Annotated in this window: 15 protein-coding genes; 6 read left to right on the top strand and 9 right to left on the bottom strand. The window is 46.9% G+C overall.

Annotated features, from left to right (window positions below):
* Positions 1 to 7 precede the first annotated feature (7 nt).
* The 8 genes from EYA81_RS01090 to EYA81_RS01125 all read right to left on the bottom strand — a co-directional run bounded on the left by EYA81_RS01090 (position 8) and on the right by EYA81_RS01125 (position 9,107).
* Positions 8 to 1,054 (bottom strand): glycosyltransferase family 2 protein, encoded by a 1,047-nt coding sequence (locus tag EYA81_RS01090; protein WP_117601360.1) that lies wholly within the window; start codon positions 1,052 to 1,054, stop codon positions 8 to 10.
* Between the two features lie 33 nt (positions 1,055 to 1,087).
* Positions 1,088 to 2,116, bottom strand: a complete 1,029-nt coding sequence (locus EYA81_RS01095; RefSeq protein ID WP_117601361.1) for a glycosyltransferase family 2 protein — start codon at positions 2,114 to 2,116, stop codon at positions 1,088 to 1,090.
* 6 nt (positions 2,117 to 2,122) lie between these two features.
* Entirely contained in the window at positions 2,123 to 3,157 is a 1,035-nt protein-coding gene (locus tag EYA81_RS01100) for a glycosyltransferase family 2 protein (protein ID WP_227186882.1), read from the bottom strand.
* Positions 3,158 to 3,173: 16 nt separating this feature from the next.
* On the bottom strand, positions 3,174 to 5,075 hold the full coding sequence (locus EYA81_RS01105) for an asparagine synthase C-terminal domain-containing protein (RefSeq protein ID WP_117601363.1): 1,902 nt from the start codon (positions 5,073 to 5,075) through the stop codon (positions 3,174 to 3,176).
* Positions 5,076 to 5,112: 37 nt separating this feature from the next.
* Positions 5,113 to 6,282, bottom strand: a complete 1,170-nt coding sequence (locus tag EYA81_RS01110) for a glycosyltransferase family 2 protein (RefSeq protein WP_119961502.1) — start codon at positions 6,280 to 6,282, stop codon at positions 5,113 to 5,115.
* 639 nt (positions 6,283 to 6,921) lie between these two features.
* Positions 6,922 to 7,590 (bottom strand): bifunctional 4-hydroxy-2-oxoglutarate aldolase/2-dehydro-3-deoxy-phosphogluconate aldolase, encoded by a 669-nt coding sequence (locus EYA81_RS01115; protein ID WP_117964513.1) that lies wholly within the window; start codon positions 7,588 to 7,590, stop codon positions 6,922 to 6,924.
* Positions 7,591 to 7,664: 74 nt separating this feature from the next.
* Positions 7,665 to 8,030, bottom strand: coding sequence for a four helix bundle protein (locus EYA81_RS01120; RefSeq protein WP_080650799.1), 366 nt, complete (start codon positions 8,028 to 8,030; stop codon positions 7,665 to 7,667).
* A 51-nt stretch (positions 8,031 to 8,081) separates the two neighbouring features.
* The gene (locus EYA81_RS01125; RefSeq protein WP_131225281.1) at positions 8,082 to 9,107 is read right to left on the bottom strand and encodes a sugar kinase; all 1,026 of its coding nucleotides are present in this window, start codon (positions 9,105 to 9,107) and stop codon (positions 8,082 to 8,084) included.
* A 271-nt stretch (positions 9,108 to 9,378) separates the two neighbouring features.
* Between EYA81_RS01125 and EYA81_RS01130 the strand changes: the two genes are divergently transcribed.
* The 5 genes from EYA81_RS01130 (at position 9,379) to EYA81_RS01150 (ending at position 15,491) form a co-directional block, all read left to right on the top strand.
* Positions 9,379 to 10,434 (top strand): LacI family DNA-binding transcriptional regulator, encoded by a 1,056-nt coding sequence (locus tag EYA81_RS01130; protein ID WP_117601367.1) that lies wholly within the window; start codon positions 9,379 to 9,381, stop codon positions 10,432 to 10,434.
* A 114-nt stretch (positions 10,435 to 10,548) separates the two neighbouring features.
* Complete coding sequence (locus EYA81_RS01135) at positions 10,549 to 12,060, top strand: UxaA family hydrolase (RefSeq protein WP_131225282.1); 1,512 nt, start codon at positions 10,549 to 10,551, stop codon at positions 12,058 to 12,060.
* 176 nt (positions 12,061 to 12,236) lie between these two features.
* Positions 12,237 to 13,547, top strand: coding sequence for a Na+/H+ antiporter NhaC family protein (locus EYA81_RS01140; protein ID WP_117964510.1), 1,311 nt, complete (start codon positions 12,237 to 12,239; stop codon positions 13,545 to 13,547).
* Positions 13,548 to 13,721: 174 nt separating this feature from the next.
* Positions 13,722 to 14,270 (top strand): 30S ribosomal protein S16, encoded by a 549-nt coding sequence (locus tag EYA81_RS01145; protein WP_117601370.1) that lies wholly within the window; start codon positions 13,722 to 13,724, stop codon positions 14,268 to 14,270.
* A 123-nt stretch (positions 14,271 to 14,393) separates the two neighbouring features.
* Positions 14,394 to 15,491 carry a TlpA disulfide reductase family protein gene (locus EYA81_RS01150; RefSeq protein ID WP_117601371.1) on the top strand — a complete coding sequence of 366 codons (1,098 nt, stop codon included), beginning with the start codon at positions 14,394 to 14,396 and terminating at the stop codon, positions 15,489 to 15,491.
* 154 nt (positions 15,492 to 15,645) lie between these two features.
* Here the strand turns inward: EYA81_RS01150 and EYA81_RS01155 are convergent, their stop codons facing one another.
* A complete protein-coding gene (locus EYA81_RS01155; RefSeq protein ID WP_117964508.1) occupies positions 15,646 to 16,617 on the bottom strand; it encodes a cobalamin biosynthesis protein in 972 nt (323 codons plus the stop codon).
* A 419-nt stretch (positions 16,618 to 17,036) separates the two neighbouring features.
* On the opposite strand from EYA81_RS01155, the gene EYA81_RS01160 reads away from it, so the two are divergent.
* The gene (locus EYA81_RS01160) at positions 17,037 to 19,244 is read left to right on the top strand and encodes an anaerobic ribonucleoside triphosphate reductase (protein ID WP_117964507.1); all 2,208 of its coding nucleotides are present in this window, start codon (positions 17,037 to 17,039) and stop codon (positions 19,242 to 19,244) included.
* The last annotated feature ends 18 nt before the right edge of the window (positions 19,245 to 19,262 follow it).

Below are 19,262 nucleotides of genomic sequence, written 5' to 3' on the forward strand. Positions count from 1 at the left end.
AAATCAGTTAATACATATGTTTAGGCCCATAAAACACCGGCCCTATATTCAAACGGAACAAAAGACGAATATAGAAATCATATAATATATAGCAGTTGAATCCTAAAAGAACCTTTCCCAATTTATCTGTCTTAAATACCGGATGATAATATTTCAAAAAAACATCCCTACTTTCTGAAATCATCCTCTTCAGATGCTTTACCCTCATCTCACGCGGGATAGTCCTATCCGGCTGATAATCACTTTTCAAAGCTCTTCGGAATGGAACCAGCATAGAATTAACTGTAACTACCATATCTCCCGCTGGTATTTTCCATACTTTCATCATTTCTGCCAGAAGCTGTTGATATTTCACGAAACAACAGTATTCAGATTCAAATGAATGAATACGGTGGGATAGTGAAAAGGAATGTTTCACGTACACATAATTCTGCATATGGTTCAATACAAGATAATCACAATGCAACAAGTACTGATACATAAACAACAAATCTTCAAGACAATGTATATTCTCATCAAAGCGAATTGAAAATTCTTCTATTATACTCCTTGCATAAATTTTTGACACAGCATATCCCATTTCACAAATATTATTCTCTGCAAAAGATTTACCTATACTGGAGAAAGGCAAATAACGATCCGGCAAAGATAAAGAAGGCAAAGAGGTACCATCAGTTCTCCTACACAACATCCCTTGAATCACTAATCCTCTTCCTGAATAGGCTGCCTGCAAATTATAAAGCCCCAAGCAATAATCAGGCAGTATCCAGTCATCCGGATCTACAAAAACCACATACTTCCCGGTGGCGTGATCCAGCCCTCGGTTTCGTGCAACACTGACTCCAGAGTTCTCCTGATGAAATACTCTGACACGATAATCCTTAGATGCCCATTCGTCACAAATTTCTCCACAACGATCGGGACTACCATCATCAATCAGCAATAGTTCAAAATCCGCAAATGTCTGCGAAAGAATACTGGAAACACAGCGCGACAAATATTGTTCCACTTTATAAATAGGAACAATGACGGATATAATAGGTTCTTCTTTCATCTTGAATTTCTATCTATATTATCATATTTATAGTCAATGCATCCCGAAACTTTTTTTGAACCGGAGAAAACGTAACAAAGAAATCCAGCAATCAAAGAAACCGCCTCCCATGTGGCAAAGAAGATATTTCGCTATGCAATCTGCTTTATAATCTGGCATGAATCTTTCTTCTATCCATTCCTTTTCCTTGGACAATAAATCGTCCAGACAAGCCACCCGCTGCCTGAATGGGTAGCCATTAGTATGGAGGGATAGCAGTACACGCTGAAAAACCAGACTTACGGAGTGCCTCAAATAGCGGGTAAGTTCATCCGACAGGCAACAAACGTCCTCAAATCTTTCCATTCTGCTTCTATAAGCTGAAAAAATATTGTACTCATCGCTGTATGTATTCATACGGGAAGAAAGCGTTTCTGCAGAATAGGCTATCCTATAATTATAGTCCATGAAATTGCAAAGACGGATATAATCTGAAAGCAATATGTAATCTATCATAAAAATCAAATCTTCCATGCAATGGACATTACAATCAAAACATAATTTATTTTCACGAATCAATTCTGCACTATATAGTTTTGAACAAGAAAATCCAAAACGGTCAAGGCCATACTCCGCGAAACCTTCACCTATATTACTTCCTATGAATATTTCTGGAAGTGTAATCTTTCCTATTAACTTACCATCAATTGAATATTTTAAAGCTCCTCCCATCACCAAACCAATACCCGTATCGGGCAGGCTCTTATATAAATGCAACAAATAATCCGTGGAAACCCAATCATCTGAATCCACAAAAACAATATATGTACCCTTAGCATGCTGCAATCCTATATTACGTGCAGCGCTAACGCCACTGTTCTGTTGATGGAACACCCGTATCCTCGTATCCTTTCCGGCATACTCTTCACAAATCTCCCCGCAACGGTCTGGGCTCCCGTCATCTACCAGCAACAGCTCAAAATTCGTAAAGGTCTGTACAAGAATACTGTCAACGCACTGAGGCAAGTACTCTTCTACCTTATAAACGGGGACTATAACGGATATTTCCGGGACATGATTCATATTCGCTCATTTTGTATGCAACACTGCCTTCATTTTTATAGACAACACCAACAAATAGTAGGCTGACTTTACAAAAGCCTTAAAATACAAATAGCCGGCATACGTAGGAAGCACATAATGGATGTTCTGCAACATCAGCTTCCATTCGGGACGCAGGCCCGTCATCTCCAACAAAGACGCATACTTTTTGTTCCTGAATACCAAATAACTCTGATAATGAAAGGATGTGTCTTTCGTGAAATACAGAATACGGTCAAAATATTTTGCCTTCAGAGTCTCAAAAAAAATATATATATCCCGGTTATCCTGCAAACACCGAGAAGACCGGATAAAATCGTAGATATAACCCAGCACCAGCACACGACATTCCAAATTACGCATAGACGGCGCCCGCATGATGGAGTCTGGCTGCATAGAATAATAGTAAGTGGTCTCACCGACGACATACATACTTTGAGCCATACATGCCAACTTAAATGACCATAAATCATCCTCGTGTACAATTCCCTCCTGGAAGTAGAGTTTATGCTGCAAAACGAGGGGACGACTCACCAGTTTGTTCCATGCCATGACATACCATTTTCCCTGCACATAAGTGGAAAGTACAAGAGCATTCCCTTCATAAAACCCGGTGCCTAATGATAAAGGAGGAGCCCAACGTCTGGCACCGGTCACCTCGTAATTGCCTATCACAAAATCCGGTCGCTTCTGCACCGCTGCATCTGCCAAAAGCTCTATTGCATTCGCAGAAATATAGTCGTCGCTATCCAAGAAGTACAGATAATCGCCAACAGACGCTAAAATACCGGTGTTTCTTGCAGCAGAAAGCCCTCTGTTCTCTTCATGTTCCAGACATCTCACCACCGCTCCGCGCGGATGCGAAGCCACCACCCGTCTGACTATCTCCATAGAGTTATCCGGAGTGCAGTCATTCACAAGAATAACTTCCAAATCCGGCCAGGTCTGGTTCAACACAGACAGCAGACACCGTTCTATGTACTTGGCAACATTATAAACCGGAACAATAATGGAAACTTTCATACTTTCAATCATATTTTCAGAATTTCACCTCATGGCCTTCCACAAACTCTTCCCACCACACAACAAGCGTCAACAGATTGAAATATTGCAAAGCCTTGTTCTGCCTATGCCAGAACCAACCGCCCGCCTTCTCTGCAACTTGTTCATAATCTGTAAGAAACTTCTTCACTGCATCACGACGCAGATAGTTGTCCATAATGCCGGAAGCAAGAATGAATTCCTTAAAGAGAGCACGTCGGGCCCTATCACGGAAGAACAGTGGCATAGGTGCAAAACCGCCCTGCTTCTTCTTCAAGGTAATGGCCTCGGGAAGTAAAGGTTTATAATGGTGCTTTAACAGATATTTAGAAACGGAACGACCCCGCGCAATGTCCAGTACACTGCTGCCCCTGCACTTCAACCCTACCGGTAGCTCCTGCAGGAAATGGAAAAGCTCCAGGTCCATAAAAGGATACGTCAGATTGTTACCGAACATGCGTGCCATGCTGGAAGCCTTGAAAAGAATGATACGGTTGATTACAGTCTCCAAATCGGAAAGAATGGCATGCTGCGCGTAAAGATGCTCGAAACTATGGATATCAGGCCGTAGTGATTTTACCGGCTCAAAATCTTCTTCCGGATTTTGCAGAAGGGCACACAAGGCAGAGTCGGAAAAGCCGAAACGCTCCCCTTCCAGAATATGAAGTATCTTATCCAAATGGAAATTGATGCGGGAAAGCTCTCCGCCGGTATCAAAGGTTTCATGCTCCACCAGACGGCTGATGCCACGCAGCAAGGGACGCAATCCTATGCGGGCGGCTAGATAATGCAACGCCACTTCGCGACCGGAAGTACCGAAATACTGGTCACTGCCGTCACCTCCCAGAATCACGTCGGGCTTGTCATCGCCTATCATGCGCATGGCACAATAGTTTACCATCAGCCCGCCTTCCATAAAAGGCTCACCCAGAAAACGGACAATGTCGGGCAAGGCACTGGTTTCCGTACCGTCAATCTCGTACTCATGATGGCGCGTGCCGAAGGTTTCGGACATCAGACGGGCCATGGGCAGCTCCGTCCAGGCATCTCCTTTAAAGCCCACGGAATAGGAGTCAATCTGGCCGTCGTAAATGCTGCGCAGCGCAGCAAGGTTGGACCCGGAATCATAGCCGCCACTCAGCAGGATGCCTACCTTGCGGCTGTCTCCGATACGCCGACGGATGGCTTGCGCATGCAATTCTCCATAACGGCGGGAATAGGCCTCGACATCCGGATTCCGTTCAGTCGCCACCTTGGGTTCATGCTCAAAAACGCTGTCGCGCTTCAGACAATAAATGTCATCTGCCACCTTCTCATATAAGCCGGGATTTCTTTCCTTCAGCGAATCAAACATGGAATGTACGTTCGCTTGTGTCTCTAACTTTACAGAAGCCCAAACCGGCATCAGATAACCAAGCTCTGTCAACATGTAGAACTTTTCGCCGGCACCTAAAGAATGAACATCGAATAGGGCGAAATTATTCTTCTTCAAAATGCCACGCTGAAGGAATGTACTCAATGAAACCAGATTAGGCTCGAAATTTTCTTCCAGTTGGTCCTCTAAAAATTGCCAGGAAGTGGCAAAATTACCATCAATGTGACAATAGACGGGATAATGCGTGCCATGATGGTCGCGCACCACTCCGCATTCATTTTCTGAATAATATACTATGGTGAACGAACCGTCCAGACGTGAAAAGCCATATGCCGGATCGGATAGAAACGCATCGGCAGCAAGCTTGGCATTGGTATCATCCGGAGTTGCCTGCAAGGTGTCCCGATTATACAAAGTTCCGAAAAAGAAAAGTCTCAGATTATAACTTTCAAAAGAAGATTCCGGCTCTTCTCCCTCTACACAGGCTGTACGCCAATCTTCTAAAGTGATTTTTCCGTATATCATTTGTTTGCTTATAGACTTGTTTATTGTGTATCCCTTTCTATTCCACCACCCCATGCCTGGTATGTATAAAGGTCTTGTTTGCTCCCCTCAGCTTGAAGATGTTTCCTGCCATCAGCAGGAATGTATAGGGTATCTTTTGCAGGGCCATTGCCAGGCGGCTGGTGCAGAACCTTTTGGGAACGGCAACGAGCAGTGCGACAGCGAGCAACACCAAGAGCAGCCACCACTTCAGCCCCCATGTCCAGCGATAAACCGTGAACAACACGGAGAAGAGGAACGTGAAGCCCACCAACAGCAGGCGAGGAATGGAAAGCTGCTGGAAAAGCTTGTCGCAGAAGTCCCAGTTACGCGCAACAAGCGCCTTCCACAGAAACTTGGCGAAAGTCTGGCAGTAGTGCCATTGTGCCGACAGCCAGCGGCGGCGCTGACGGGAGAAATCACCGGTGTTCTGTATCTTCTCATCAAATACAAAGGTTTCGGGCAGATAATAAAAGCGCTTGCCGCGATAGAGCAGGGTCAGCTCCAATTCACGGTCGAAACCGCCTACAGCCTTGATGTCAGCCATCGTATCACGGAACAAGTCATAACGGAACGCCATGCCGGAACCGATAAGGGCGGCCGACAAGCCCAGCTTGGCATGCCCCAAACGGAAAATGGTGTTATTGATTTCCTCACTGATGGCATCGAGCAAGGCCATGTCATTGTTCAGGTTCTTTGCACTCCGGTGGGTCTGCACAATCTCGACTTCCGGATTGGCGAAGAGGTCGTTAATATCACTCAGATAATCGTAAGGGATGACATTGTCCGCATCGAGCACCAAAGCGATGTCATAATTATTACCGATGGCAGTCATGGCGGCATTCAGAGATTTGGACTTGGTACTTTTCTCAAAATGCACTTCAACCAGGCGGACAGGAAGCATAGCGAGGGAAGCGTTGGTTTCGGGCTGCATACGGTCCGAAATGACAACCGTATCAAAACAGTCGGCGGGATAATCCTGCTCCAGGCATGAATGAACACACTCGTGTATCACGGCATCTTCGCGATAGGCAGGAATCAATATGGCAAAACGTTTGTGTTCCTTGGCTGGAGGGGGTAGAGGCAGGTCACGTCGGCGTGACGCCAGACTGTAAACCAATAGATACAGTATGTTTATTGCAAACAATATGTACAAAAGCCAATCAAGTATATTCAATATATGTTCCAAATTCAGGGCTATTTAAGCTTTAGAGCTGCTGCTTGTTTTTAATGGGTATCCGACACAAAGATACAAAAAAGAAGTAGAGTTTGGATAAAATATACAAAAAATGCGAAGAATATAGGAATAAAAAAACGAGCAAGCTCTCACGAACCCCTCGCCCCTATAAGAAAAGCCTTTAAGGCTTTTCTTTTAAACTACATCAATGTTACCTAAAAATCAATCTTTCTCTTTACCTAAAAAAATAAAACTTCAATTACCTATTCTGAAAACTTCAAAATCCAATTTTACCTTTACCTAATTTACCTATTTATTCAAAACATTTAGCTTATGAAAAAAATCTATTTTCAATCCTTTTACCTAATAACTAATATCCTTTATTGAAAACTGTTTTATTATTTATCAAATCCAAATGCAGTTTCCCAACTGCACTGCAAAGGTAAGTGTTTTATCCGCGCGCACAAAATGCCGACACATTTTTCGCGCGTTTTATAACATTGTTTTAGAGTTTAAGAGTATAGTTTACACTTATAAACAATTTGTTGTTCATCGGGAGCATACTTTCCAGTAAAAAACAAGCCACCGAAACGCCGAAACGCTTCGATGACTGTCCCCTTTAAACACCTTTAAACAAAATGAATTTCTTATTTATTTCCTCGCTTCAGCAATATAGCCCAAAGCTTCTTTACATTTTTCCGTAACATAAGTCCAGTCTTCAGCAGCGACCTTATCCTTCGGGAAGAGTTTGGAACCCATACCTACGCAGAACACACCCGCCTTAATCCAAGAGGTCAGGTTTTCCTGGGTCGGCTCCACTCCACCGGTCACCATCAGCTTGGACCAAGGCATCGGAGCCAGCAAACCTTTCACAAGTTTGGCACCAAGCACATCGCCCGGGAATATCTTGCAGAGATCGCAACCTGCTTCTTGCGCGAAACCTACTTCTGAAACGCTGCCGCACCCCGGAGTATAAGCTACCAGACGACGGTTACAAATCTTAGCAATCTCCGGGTTGAACAACGGGCCTACAACGAAACATGCCCCCAACTGCAAATACAGCGCCGCAGTAGCAGGGTCGACGATGGAACCTACACCCATAGCCACCTCCGGGCACTCTTTTGCCGCAAACTTCACAACTTCCGCAAACACCTCGTGGGCAAAGTCACCACGGTTCGTAAACTCGAACGCACGAACACCTCCATCGTAACAAGCCTTTACAACTTTCTTTGCAACTTCTGCATCCTTATGATAAAAGACGGGCACCATTCCGGTAGAACCAATCTTATTCAATACTGCGATTTTATCAAATTTACTCATCTTTTTATTTACGATTTGACGATTTACGATTAATATTACTTTATATCTATTCTTTTTATTTACGATTTGACGATTCAAACTTCCTTTGCTAACCGATTTCTTGTAGTGACAATAGAACTCACTATTATTTTATACAATTCATGCGCCTCTTGTTGCAACCCAAGCAGTTTATTAGCAGGAATCATCTCACTTTCAGCAATAATTTCCAACCAGTGTATAGTTTCATCCAGTTCTTCCTCTACCATTTTCAGTTTATTCAGAAAATCCTTATCAGACTTTCCCAAACAAGCTGCCCTATAATTGGCAGCAGGTGAAGTCCCTGAACGTACTATTTGTTTAGCTATAGCCATTGACGAAATCCGATTAGGCATACAATCTACCATCTTGATTATTCTCAAAGAGAACACCTTCAATCGTATTTTCAATTCCTCCGAGTTCACTGTAGAAGTAATTTCAATCGTACATCGTAAATCGTCAAATCGTAAATGAGCTTAGCGTTGTACTCGTCCGCTTGCATCCCCTCCTGCCAGCGCTTCTACCTCTTCGGTAGAAACAAGGTTGAAGTCACCGTTGATAGTATGCTTCAAGGCAGAAGCCGCTACTGCAAATTCGAGGGCGGCACCCTGGTTAAGTTTTGTCAGCAGGCCGTGGATGATACCGCCTGAGAAAGAGTCGCCACCACCTACGCGGTCGATGATAGGATTGATGTCGTAACGCTTTGATTCGTAGAATTCCTCACCGTTGTAAATCATTGCCTTCCAGCCGTTGTGGGTGGCAGAGAAAGACTCGCGCAACGTAGAGATGACATATTTGAAGCCGAATTCCTTCGCCATCGCCTTGAAGATTCCCTTGTAGCCTTCAGCGTCCGTCTTGCCGCCTTCCACGTCTGCATCGGGCTTGAAGCCCAGACAGAGTTCAGCATCTTCTTCATTGCCGATGCAGACATCCACATACTGCATCAAAGGCTTCATGATGGACTGGGCTTTTTCTTTGGTCCAGAGTTTTTTACGGAAATTGAGGTCTACCGACACCATAACGCCGTGACACTTGGCAGCTTCGCAAGCCAAGCGAGTCAGTTCCGCAGCCTTGTCGGAGATGGCGGGAGTGATACCTGACCAATGGAACCAGTCTGCACCTTCCATGATGGCATCGAAATCAAAGTCTGCCGCATCTGCCTCGGCAATGGCAGAGTGTGCACGGTCATAGATTACCTTACTGGGACGCATGGAAGCACCAGTTTCAAGATAGTAGATACCTACACGATCACCACCACGCGCAATGAAATCTGTCTTTACGCCATACTTGCACAATGCGTTGACAGCCGACTGGCCTATTTCATGTTTCGGCAACTTAGTTACAAAATAAGCATCATGCCCGTAGTTGGCACAGCTGACAGCTACGTTGGCCTCGCCACCGCCATATACCACATCAAAAGAGTCGGACTGCACAAAACGGGTATTTCCCGGAGTAGACAGTCTCAGCATTATTTCACCTAATGTAACTACTTTCTTTCCCATAATCTTTCTATATTTTATTTTAATATGAAATTAATTTATTTCCTTTCAATTTATCATTACGAGGTATAAAAAGAACTTAAACACTTGAAAATATGAATAGTAAATCAAAACAACATTCATTCTTCACAGTCTTCGTGTGCGGGCACAAAGATACAACAATTTTTGAAATACAAAAAATTATCATATATTTGTAGCGGAAATATCAAGATTATTATTGTGCACGAGCACAAGACATATACTCTACTTGGTACATTGTAAATTATAAATATAGATGGAAAGAGTCAGAATAAAAGATATCGCCAAGATGGCAGATGTATCAGTGGGAACCGTCGACCGTGTGATTCACGGACGCAGCGGTGTGTCCGAATCCAGCCGGAAACGGGTGGAAGAAATCCTGAAACAGCTGGATTACCAACCAAATATGTATGCCAGTGCACTGGCTTCGAACAAGAAGTACACATTTGCCTGCCTGCTGCCACTGCACGAGAAAGGCGAATACTGGACAGACGTAGAGACAGGCATACACAACGCCGTAGAGACTTATTCTGACTTTAACGTCGCCGTGCACCTCTCCTACTATGACCCGTATGACTATCATTCATTCGCGGAAGCCTCCAGACAGATTCTATCACTGGAGCCGGACGGAGTGATGTTTGCCCCCACCGTTCCGCAATACACCAAGCCCTTTACGGATGAGTTGACGCAACATAATATACCTTATATATATATAGACTCCAATATAAAGGAAGAGCCCGCCCTATCCTTCTACGGGCAGAACTCGCACCAAAGCGGATATTTTGCCGCCCGCATGCTGATGCTGCTTGCCGGAGAAGACGCGCAGGAAATCGTCATCTTCCGCAAAATAAACGAAGGCATCGTTGGGTCGAACCAGCAGGAACGCCGCGAAATAGGTTTCCGCGAATACATGCAGAAGCATCATCCCGCCTGCCGCATCTGGGAACTGGACCTGCATGCCAAGCGCGACAGCGAGGACACACTGATGCTAGACGAGTTCTTCCAAGAGCATCCTACCGTAAAGAACGGAATCACCTTCAACTCCAAAGCATACATCATCGGGGAATACCTGCTGAAGAAGCAGAAAAAAAACTTCAACCTGATGGGCTATGACCTGCTGCAACGCAATGTAGACTGTCTGAAACAAGGAAGCATCTTCTTCCTCATAGCACAACAGCCCACCCTGCAAGGATTCGACGGCATCAAGGCCTTGTGCGAATACCTGATTCTGAAGAAGGAAATCACAAGGGAAAACTTCATGCCAATTGACTTGCTAACGAAGGAGAATATAGAGTTTTATTACAATAAATAGTTGCATGTACAATGTACCATCTACAATGTACAATTCGGGCATGCGGAAGGGGACTAATACTAGCGCAGCGCAGCCAAATTGTACATTGTAGATGGTAAATGGGGAATTTAAAAGATGGAGGCAAAGCACCTGAAAATCAATCCTTCCGACAATGTTGCAGTGGCTATCACAGCACTTCCGGCTGGTGAAAAACTCACGGTGGACGGAAAGGAAATCACCTTGAATGAGGATGTTCTTGCCGGACACAAATTTGCACTGAAAGACTTTGAGGAAGGCGAAAACGTCATTAAATACGGATACCTCATCGGCCATGCCCGGAAAGCGCAGAAGCAGGGAGACTGGATGAATGAAAACAATATCAAGACCAACTTGTCCGGGTTGCTGGAATACACATACAACCCCGTCAATGTAGACCTCAATACTACGGTCCTAAACCTCAATACTGGCGCGCCAAACCTGACCTTTAGAGGGTACAAACGCAAAAACGGAGATGTAGGCGTGCGCAATGAGATATGGATTATTCCGACAGTGGGCTGTGTAAACGGAATCATCAACCAACTTGCCGAAGGCCTGCGCCGCGAAACGGGCGGAAAGGGCGTGGATGCTATCATGGCTTATCCCCATAATTACGGCTGCTCCCAGTTGGGTGACGACCACGAGAATACAAAGAAAATCCTCCGCGACATAGTGCTGCATCCCAATGCGGGAGCCGTACTCGTGGTAGGCCTGGGATGTGAGAATAACCAGCCGGATGTATTCTGCGAGTTTCTGGGAGACTATGACCGGGATCGCGTAAAGTTTATGGTGACCCAGAAAGTGGGTGATGAATACGAAGAAGGCATGGAGCTGCTGCGCGAACTTTATGCCAAAGTCATCCAGGACCAGCGCGAGGATATTCCCTTAAGTGAATTGCGCGTAGGCTTGAAGTGTGGCGGTTCGGACGGTTTCTCCGGCATCACCGCCAATCCGCTACTGGGCATGTTCTCCGACTTCCTGGTAGCACAAGGCGGCACCAGCGTACTGACGGAAGTACCGGAAATGTTCGGTGCAGAAACCATTCTGATGAACCGCTGCCGCACCAAAGAGTTGTTTGAGGACACGGTGAAGCTGATTAATGACTTCAAGGAATATTTCCTCTCACACGGTGAACCGGTAGGCGAAAACCCGTCTCCGGGAAATAAGGCAGGTGGCATCTCTACATTGGAGGACAAGGCCTTGGGATGCACCCAGAAATGCGGCACAAGCTACGTGGAAGGGGTACTTCCATATGGCGAACGCCTGAAAGTAAAGGGACTGAACCTGCTGTCTGCTCCGGGAAACGACCTTGTAGCCGCCACTGCCCTTGCCTCTTGCGGATGCCACATGGTGCTGTTCACCACAGGACGCGGAACGCCCTTCGGAACCTATGTGCCGACCATGAAGATTTCCACCAACTCCACTTTAGCAAAGAACAAACCGGGCTGGATAGACTTCAACGCCGGAGTTATCGTCGAGAACGAACCGATGAAGCAAACCTGCGAACGCTTCATCGAGTATATCATCAAAGTAGCAAGCGGTGAATTCGTGAACAACGAAAAGAAAGGCTACAAGGAAATAGCCATCTTCAAGACCGGAGTAACTTTGTAAATTGAAAATTAAAGACTGATAGATGGAGGGCGGGACAAAACCATTTTGTGCCGCCCTTTGTTTTTGTTACCTTTGCGGCGGAATTGATTTCACCACAGATTACCCCGATTAACATGGAATTGATTGAAAGGTAGAAATCTGTGGTGAACCATCAATCTCAACCAAACAATACAACTATGTCAGCAACAACCGATACAACCCCTAAAACCCAAAGCGGCTGGTGGGCACTCAGCCCGTTGGCGGTGTTCCTTTGCCTCTATCTGGTGACTTCGCTCCTGGTGAACGACTTCTATAAAGTCCCCATCACGGTAGCCTTCCTCGCCTCGTCCTGCTATGCCATCGCCATCACGCGCGGCTTGAATCTGGAACAGCGCATCTACCAGTTTTCCGTGGGCGCCAGTAACAAGAACATCATGCTGATGGTATGGATATTCATCCTTGCAGGAGCATTCGCCCAAAGCGCCAAGCAGATGGGCGCCATTGATGCGACCGTAAATCTGACCCTGCATATACTGCCGGACAACCTGCTGCTGGCGGGCATCTTCATCGCCGCCTGCTTCATCTCCCTCTCGATAGGAACAAGCGTAGGAACTATCGTCGCACTGACTCCCGTAGCCGTGGGGCTGGCGGAAAAGACGGGCATCGACCTGCCCTACATGGTTGCCATCGTGGTGGGAGGCTCGTTCTTCGGAGACAATCTTTCCTTCATATCCGACACCACCATTGCATCGACCAAGACGCAGGACTGCGTGATGAGGGACAAGTTCCGCGTCAACTTTATGATTGTGGTACCGGCAGCACTTATCATACTGGGCATCTATATCTTTCAAGGACTGTCCGTCTCTGCCCCACCACAAGTACAGACCATCGAGTGGATAAAGGTAATCCCCTACCTCATCGTACTGGGTACGGCCGTAGCAGGCGTCAACGTCATGCTGGTACTGCTGCTGGGCATCCTCTCTACCGGAATTATCGGTGTCTATACCGGCACCGCCTTCTTCGACTGGTTCGGAGCCATGGGAACGGGCATCACCGGCATGGGCGAGCTCATCATCATCACCCTGCTGGCCGGAGGCATGCTCGAAACCATCCGCTACAACGGCGGCATCGACTTCATCATCTCCCGGCTGACCCGCCACGTCAGCGGCAAGCGGGGAGCCGAATTCAGCATCGCCGCCCTGGTCAGCATCGCCAATCTCTGCACCGCCAACAACACCATTGCCATCATCACCACCGGCCCCATAGCCAAGGACATCGCCATCCGCTTCCACCTGGACCGCCGGAAAACAGCCAGCATACTGGACACCTTCTCATGCCTTGTGCAAGGTATCATCCCCTACGGAGCACAAATGCTGATAGCCGCCGGACTTGCCGGCATCTCCCCCATCAGCATCATCGGAAACCTATACTACCCCTTCTGCATGGGAGCCTGCGCCATACTCGCCATTCTCCTGAGATACCCCAGGAAATACTCGGGAGAAGGATGAGTGATAAGTGATGAGTGATGAGTGGTGTTGTGTGAACATTTAAAAAAAACACCCTCATGCCAACAAATAACTCATAACTCATAACTCATAACTCAAAATCTTTTCTTACCTTTGCACCCGCTATTACGAGATAGTAGCATAATTCAAATCATTAACTAAAAATATTTTAATTAAATGGCAACAAAAATCAGATTGCAAAGACATGGACGTAAGAGCTACGCTTTTTACTCTATCGTTATTGCAGACGTAAGAGCACCACGTGATGGTAAATTTATTGAGAAGATTGGTACTTACAATCCTAACACCAATCCTGCCACAGTAGATTTGAAGTTCGACCGCGCACTTGACTGGGTGTTGAAGGGTGCACAACCTACTGACACAGTTCGTAACATCCTCTCTCGCGAAGGTGTTTATATGAAGAAGCACTTGCTGGGCGGTGTAGCAAAAGGCGCATTTGGCGAAGCGGAAGCTGACGCTAAGTTCGAAGCTTGGAAGAACAACAAACAAAGCGGTTTGGCTGCTCTGAAGGCTAAGGAAGACGAAGCTAAGAAAGCTGAAGCAAAGGCACGTCTGGAAGCAGAAAAGAAAGTAAACGAAGAAAAAGCAAAAGCATTGGCAGAAAAGAAAGCTGCTGAAGCTGCCGCAAAAGCTGCTGCTGAAGCATCGGCTGAAGAGGCTCCTGCAGAAGAAACCCCTGCTGCTGAAGAAACTGCTGCCGAATAATAGTAAGCACAGCATTATCGCTAAAAATGGGATTAAAACTATAAAAATCCTCTCCGGTTCATATCGGAGGGGATTTTTTATTACTATATTTGCAGCTATAATCATTCATTAAAAAAACAAGCAATGAAAAAGTTTACTTATCTGCTCGCTGTAGCCGCTGTGTTTACGGCTTGTAACAGTGGAAACAACGGTTACACCGTAACCGGAACTGTAGAGGGTGCAGCCGACGGCGACACCGTATATCTGGAAACCGTGGAAGGACGCCAATTCGTCAAATTGGATTCTGCTGTCATCAAAGGTGGAACATTTACCTTCAAGGGCACACAAGATACTGCTGTCAACCGCTACATCTCTTACAAAGCCGAAGGAAAAGACGGCGCAGCCATCGACTTCTTCCTGGAAAACGGCAAGATTATAATCAACTTGTCGCAGGAAAACAACTCTGCCACCGGTACTGCCAACAATGATGCCTACCAGGAAATCAGAGCCCAAATCAACGGTCTGAACAAACAGATGATGAGCATCTACGAATCCATGTCGGACACCACACTGACCGACGAACAGCGTGAAACCAAAGGCAAAGAGATGGAAAATCTGGAAAACAGCATGATATCTGCCATCAAAGCCGGCATCAAAAAGAACATCACCAACCCGGTGGGTGTACTCCTGCTGAAGCAGAACTATTACTACATGGATGTGGCAGACCTCAACCCGCTGATGCCCCAAATCCCCGCAGCTTACGACAACGACGAAGCCATCGTCAAGATAAAGAACAACGTTGAGAAAATGAAAGCCACTGCCGTAGGCCAGAAGTTCACAGACTTCGAGATGCAGACGCCGGAAGGAAAAACGGTAAAACTGTCCGACTACGTAGGCAAGGGCAAAGTTGTCCTTGTTGACTTCTGGGCAAGCTGGTGCGGCCCCTGCCGTCGCGAGATGCCCAACCTGGTGGAAGCTTACGCCAAATACAAGAACAAGAACTTCGAGATTGTAGGCGTATCCCTGGACCAGAGTGCTGACGCATGGAAAGAAGCCATCAAGAAGCTGAACATCACTTGGCCGCAAATGTCCGACCTGAAATACTGGAACTGCGAAGGCGCACAGCTTTATGCCGTAAGCAGCATCCCCCACACTGTGTTGATTGACGGTGAAGGAACTATCCTTGCACGCGGATTGCACGGTGACGAACTTCAGGAAAAGATAGCTGAAGCTGTTAAATAATAAAGCCGGACACACCGGAAGCTAAAGAAGAATGCCACACTTCGCAAAGGCAAATGCTATTGATTGCGCCTTGCGAAGTGTGGCATTTCAATTGATAAAATGTGGCATTTCGGTCAATGAAGTGCGGCATTCGGGATGATGAAGTGCGGCATTTTCAAGAGAAGATGCGTGCCGCCATTTCCATACCCAGCCGTACGGTTTCCCACTGCTTTTCCTCATCGGCCTCCGAAGGGGAAAGAAGCGCATTCGCATCCGGCAGGCACAAAGTAAAACGTTTCAAGGGGATATAGTTCAACACGCTCTCGGTCTTCGCCTGCAATTCATCCAGTTCGTCTTCCTGGGGATAATGGGACAGCACGAAACCGAATACTGCCTCTTTCTCGTGTATAAACCAGAGCAGACGGTTGCGGTCGCACGCGCCACAGTCGTAATTCAAGAAATAGGCATCGGCCCCATGCAGCTGCACCAACATATCCGTAGGTGCATGGAATGCAACATACATCCCTGCTGGACGCTCGCGCAAAACACGGTTATTCAGCCGAACGGTATCTTCCATTATCACCGAATGCACCCCGTCGAACTGGACGTAGCGACAACCGGCATCATAGAGTTGGGTAAGCAAAAGTTTGTAGCAGGAAGCAATATCATCCGTCAAAAGCCGAATGTCGGAATAAACGGTTTCTATCTGAGTCCGCTCCACGCGTTGAATAATCTGGGTCAAGAGTTCTGCCGGCGAGGGGATATGCTGTTTCTTCATCACCTCCCCACCCGCAATGGAATCAAGAAATGCAAATTCTTCCAGAACCGGATGCCGGAGCAAGCCGAGCCGTTCCGTAACCTCCAAAGGAGAACCTTCGGAGAAAAACTGGCCGTCTTTGGAACGGATACCCTCCCAGCTTTCCAAAAAATCACGACTTCGGAAACCACCGTCGGAAACCACCTTCATGCCTCCCTGTTCCAGCCGTTCCACAAGATTGCGCACTGACGCATCTTCAACCGCCTGCAAAGCCTGCCGGCTCACTTGTCCGTTCTGATATTGCTCGCGGGCATCCTTCAATGCACGAGGTACGCAAAAAGCTCCAGCGATGTCTATTTTAAACGGAGGAAATACATTTGCCATATTCATCCTTTCTTTGATTATTAAAATAATGATACTTCAGCCCCTATGCCACGGGCAATAAAGCAATACAATTGAACGGTAACAAGAGACATTATCAAGGATTGAGAACCTTAAATAAACCAATTCGTTACAAATATAACTAAAGAATCCGAAAATCCACAATCCGCTCCAAAGATTTATCTTCATTTGACACTTGAAAATTCAGAGAATGCTCAAGTATACAACAACAGCCTATAACGAACAACTTTAAAAAGTAATTTTTATTCAAAGTTTTCCATTTACAAATAAAACACCACTAATTATCAAACGATTAACACTTTTTAAATCACAAAAAGTTTCCCAAAAAGTAAAACCTATCAATAACTATAATACCTTTGTTTCCGCATTTAAACTAAATAGATAGTCACATTTAAGTATAAAAGGTTATGATACAGACAGTACTCAAGCGCGACGGGCGCGTCGTCGGATTCAACGAAGAAAAAATAGCCACCGCCATCCGGAAAGCCATGTTGCATACAGATAAAGGTGAAGACCTGCAACTGATACACCAGATTACGGACCGCATCTCTTTCAAGGGGGATTCGCAGATGACGGTGGAAGCCATCCAGGATTTGGTGGAAGTGGAGCTGATGAAGAGCAGCCGCAAGGACGTTGCCCAAAAATACATCGCCTACCGCAACCAGCGAAGCATTGCCCGCAAGGCAAAGACGCGCGACATGTTCCTGGAGATTATCAACATCAAGTCCAACGACATCACACGCGAAAATGCCAATATGAATGCTGATACCCCGGCAGGCATGATGATGAAATTTGCCAGCGAAACCACCAAGCCTTTTGTGGACGACTATCTGCTGAGTGAAGAAGTTCTGGATGCCGTCACCCAGAACTATCTGCACATCCATGACAAGGATTATTATCCCACCAAGAGCCTGACATGCGTACAACATCCGCTGGACCATATTCTGAAATACGGCTTCTCTGCCGGACACGGCGAATCGCGCCCGGCCAAACGCATCGAGACTGCCAGTATCCTGGGATGCATCTCGCTGGAAACAGCCCAGAACGAGATGCACGGCGGACAAGCCATCCCTGCATTCGATTTCTACCTTGCCCCCTACGTGCGCAACAGCTTCATCGAGGAAGTCAAGAACCTGGAAGAACTGAATGGAAAAGACTATTCCCATCTCTATCAGAAGGAACTGGCCGACTATCTGCTACAGCCGTTGGACGGACTGACGGACGAGGACCGCATCGTGCAGCATGCCGTCAACAAGACCGTATCGCGCGTGCACCAGTCCATGGAGGCGTTTATCCATAACATGAACACCATCCACTCACGCGGCGGCAACCAAGTGGTGTTCAGCTCCATCAACTACGGCACAGACACCTCTGCCGAGGGGCGCTGCATCATCCGCGAGCTGCTGAAAAGCACCTATCAGGGGGTAGGAAACGGAGAAACCGCCATCTTCCCCATCCAGATATGGAAAAAGAAACGGGGTGTGAGCTACCTGCCGGAAGACCGCAACTACGACCTCTACCAACTGGCCTGCAAGGTGACGGCACGGCGTTTCTTCCCGAACTTCCTGAACCTGGACGCCACCTTCAACCAAAGCGAGGACTGGAAAGCCGATGACCCGAAACGCTACCAGCACGAAGTTGCTACCATGGGATGCCGTACCCGTGTATTCGAAAACCGTTTCGGACCGAAGACCTCCATCGGACGCGGCAACATCTCTTTCTCTACCATCAATATTGTCCGCATAGGAATCGAGTGTATGAACATAGAAGACAAGGAACAGCGTATCGCCCGGTTCTTTGCCAAGTTGGATGCCATGCTTGAGGTGACCGCACGCCAATTGCACGAACGTATGGAATTCCAAAAGACCGCCTTCGCCAAACAGTTCCCGTTACTGATGTCCGCCTTGTGGATAGGCAGCGAAAAACTGAAACCGAACGACACGATTGCTTCCGTCATCAACCAGGGAACACTGGGAATCGGCTTCATCGGATTGGCAGAATGCCTCGTAGCATTACTCGGAAAACATCACGGCGAATCTGGCGAAGCCCAGGAGCTGGGACTGAAAATCGTGACCTATATGCGCGACCGTGCCAACCAGTTCTCGGAGCAATACCAGCACAACTACAGCGTGCTTGCCACTCCTGCCGAAGGGCTGTCGGGCAAGTTCACCCGCATCGACCGTAAGAAGTTCGGCACGCTGCCGGGCATTACGGACCGTGACTACTACACCAACTCCAACCACGTGCCCGTATACTACAAATGCAGCGCCCGCCACAAAGCGGAAGTGGAGGCTCCTTATCATGAGCTGACCCGCGGCGGACACATCTTCTATGTGGAGATAGACGGTGACGCCACCCACAATCCGGAAGTCATTATGCGTGTAGTGGACATGATGGACCAATACAACATCGGCTACGGTTCGGTAAACCACAACCGTAACCGCTGTCTGGAGTGCGGCCACGAAAACTCCACCCCAAACCTGGAAGAATGCCCGAAGTGCGGCAGCAAGCATATCGACAAGCTGCAACGCATCACCGGCTACCTGGTGGGGACAACCGACCGCTGGAACAATGCCAAGCTGGCAGAGTTGAACGACAGGGTCGTTCATAATTAAAAATTAAAGGGCTGCGCA

The organism is Bacteroides sp. A1C1, assembly GCF_004328515.1.
Classification (GTDB): Bacteria; Bacteroidota; Bacteroidia; order Bacteroidales; family Bacteroidaceae; genus Bacteroides; species Bacteroides uniformis.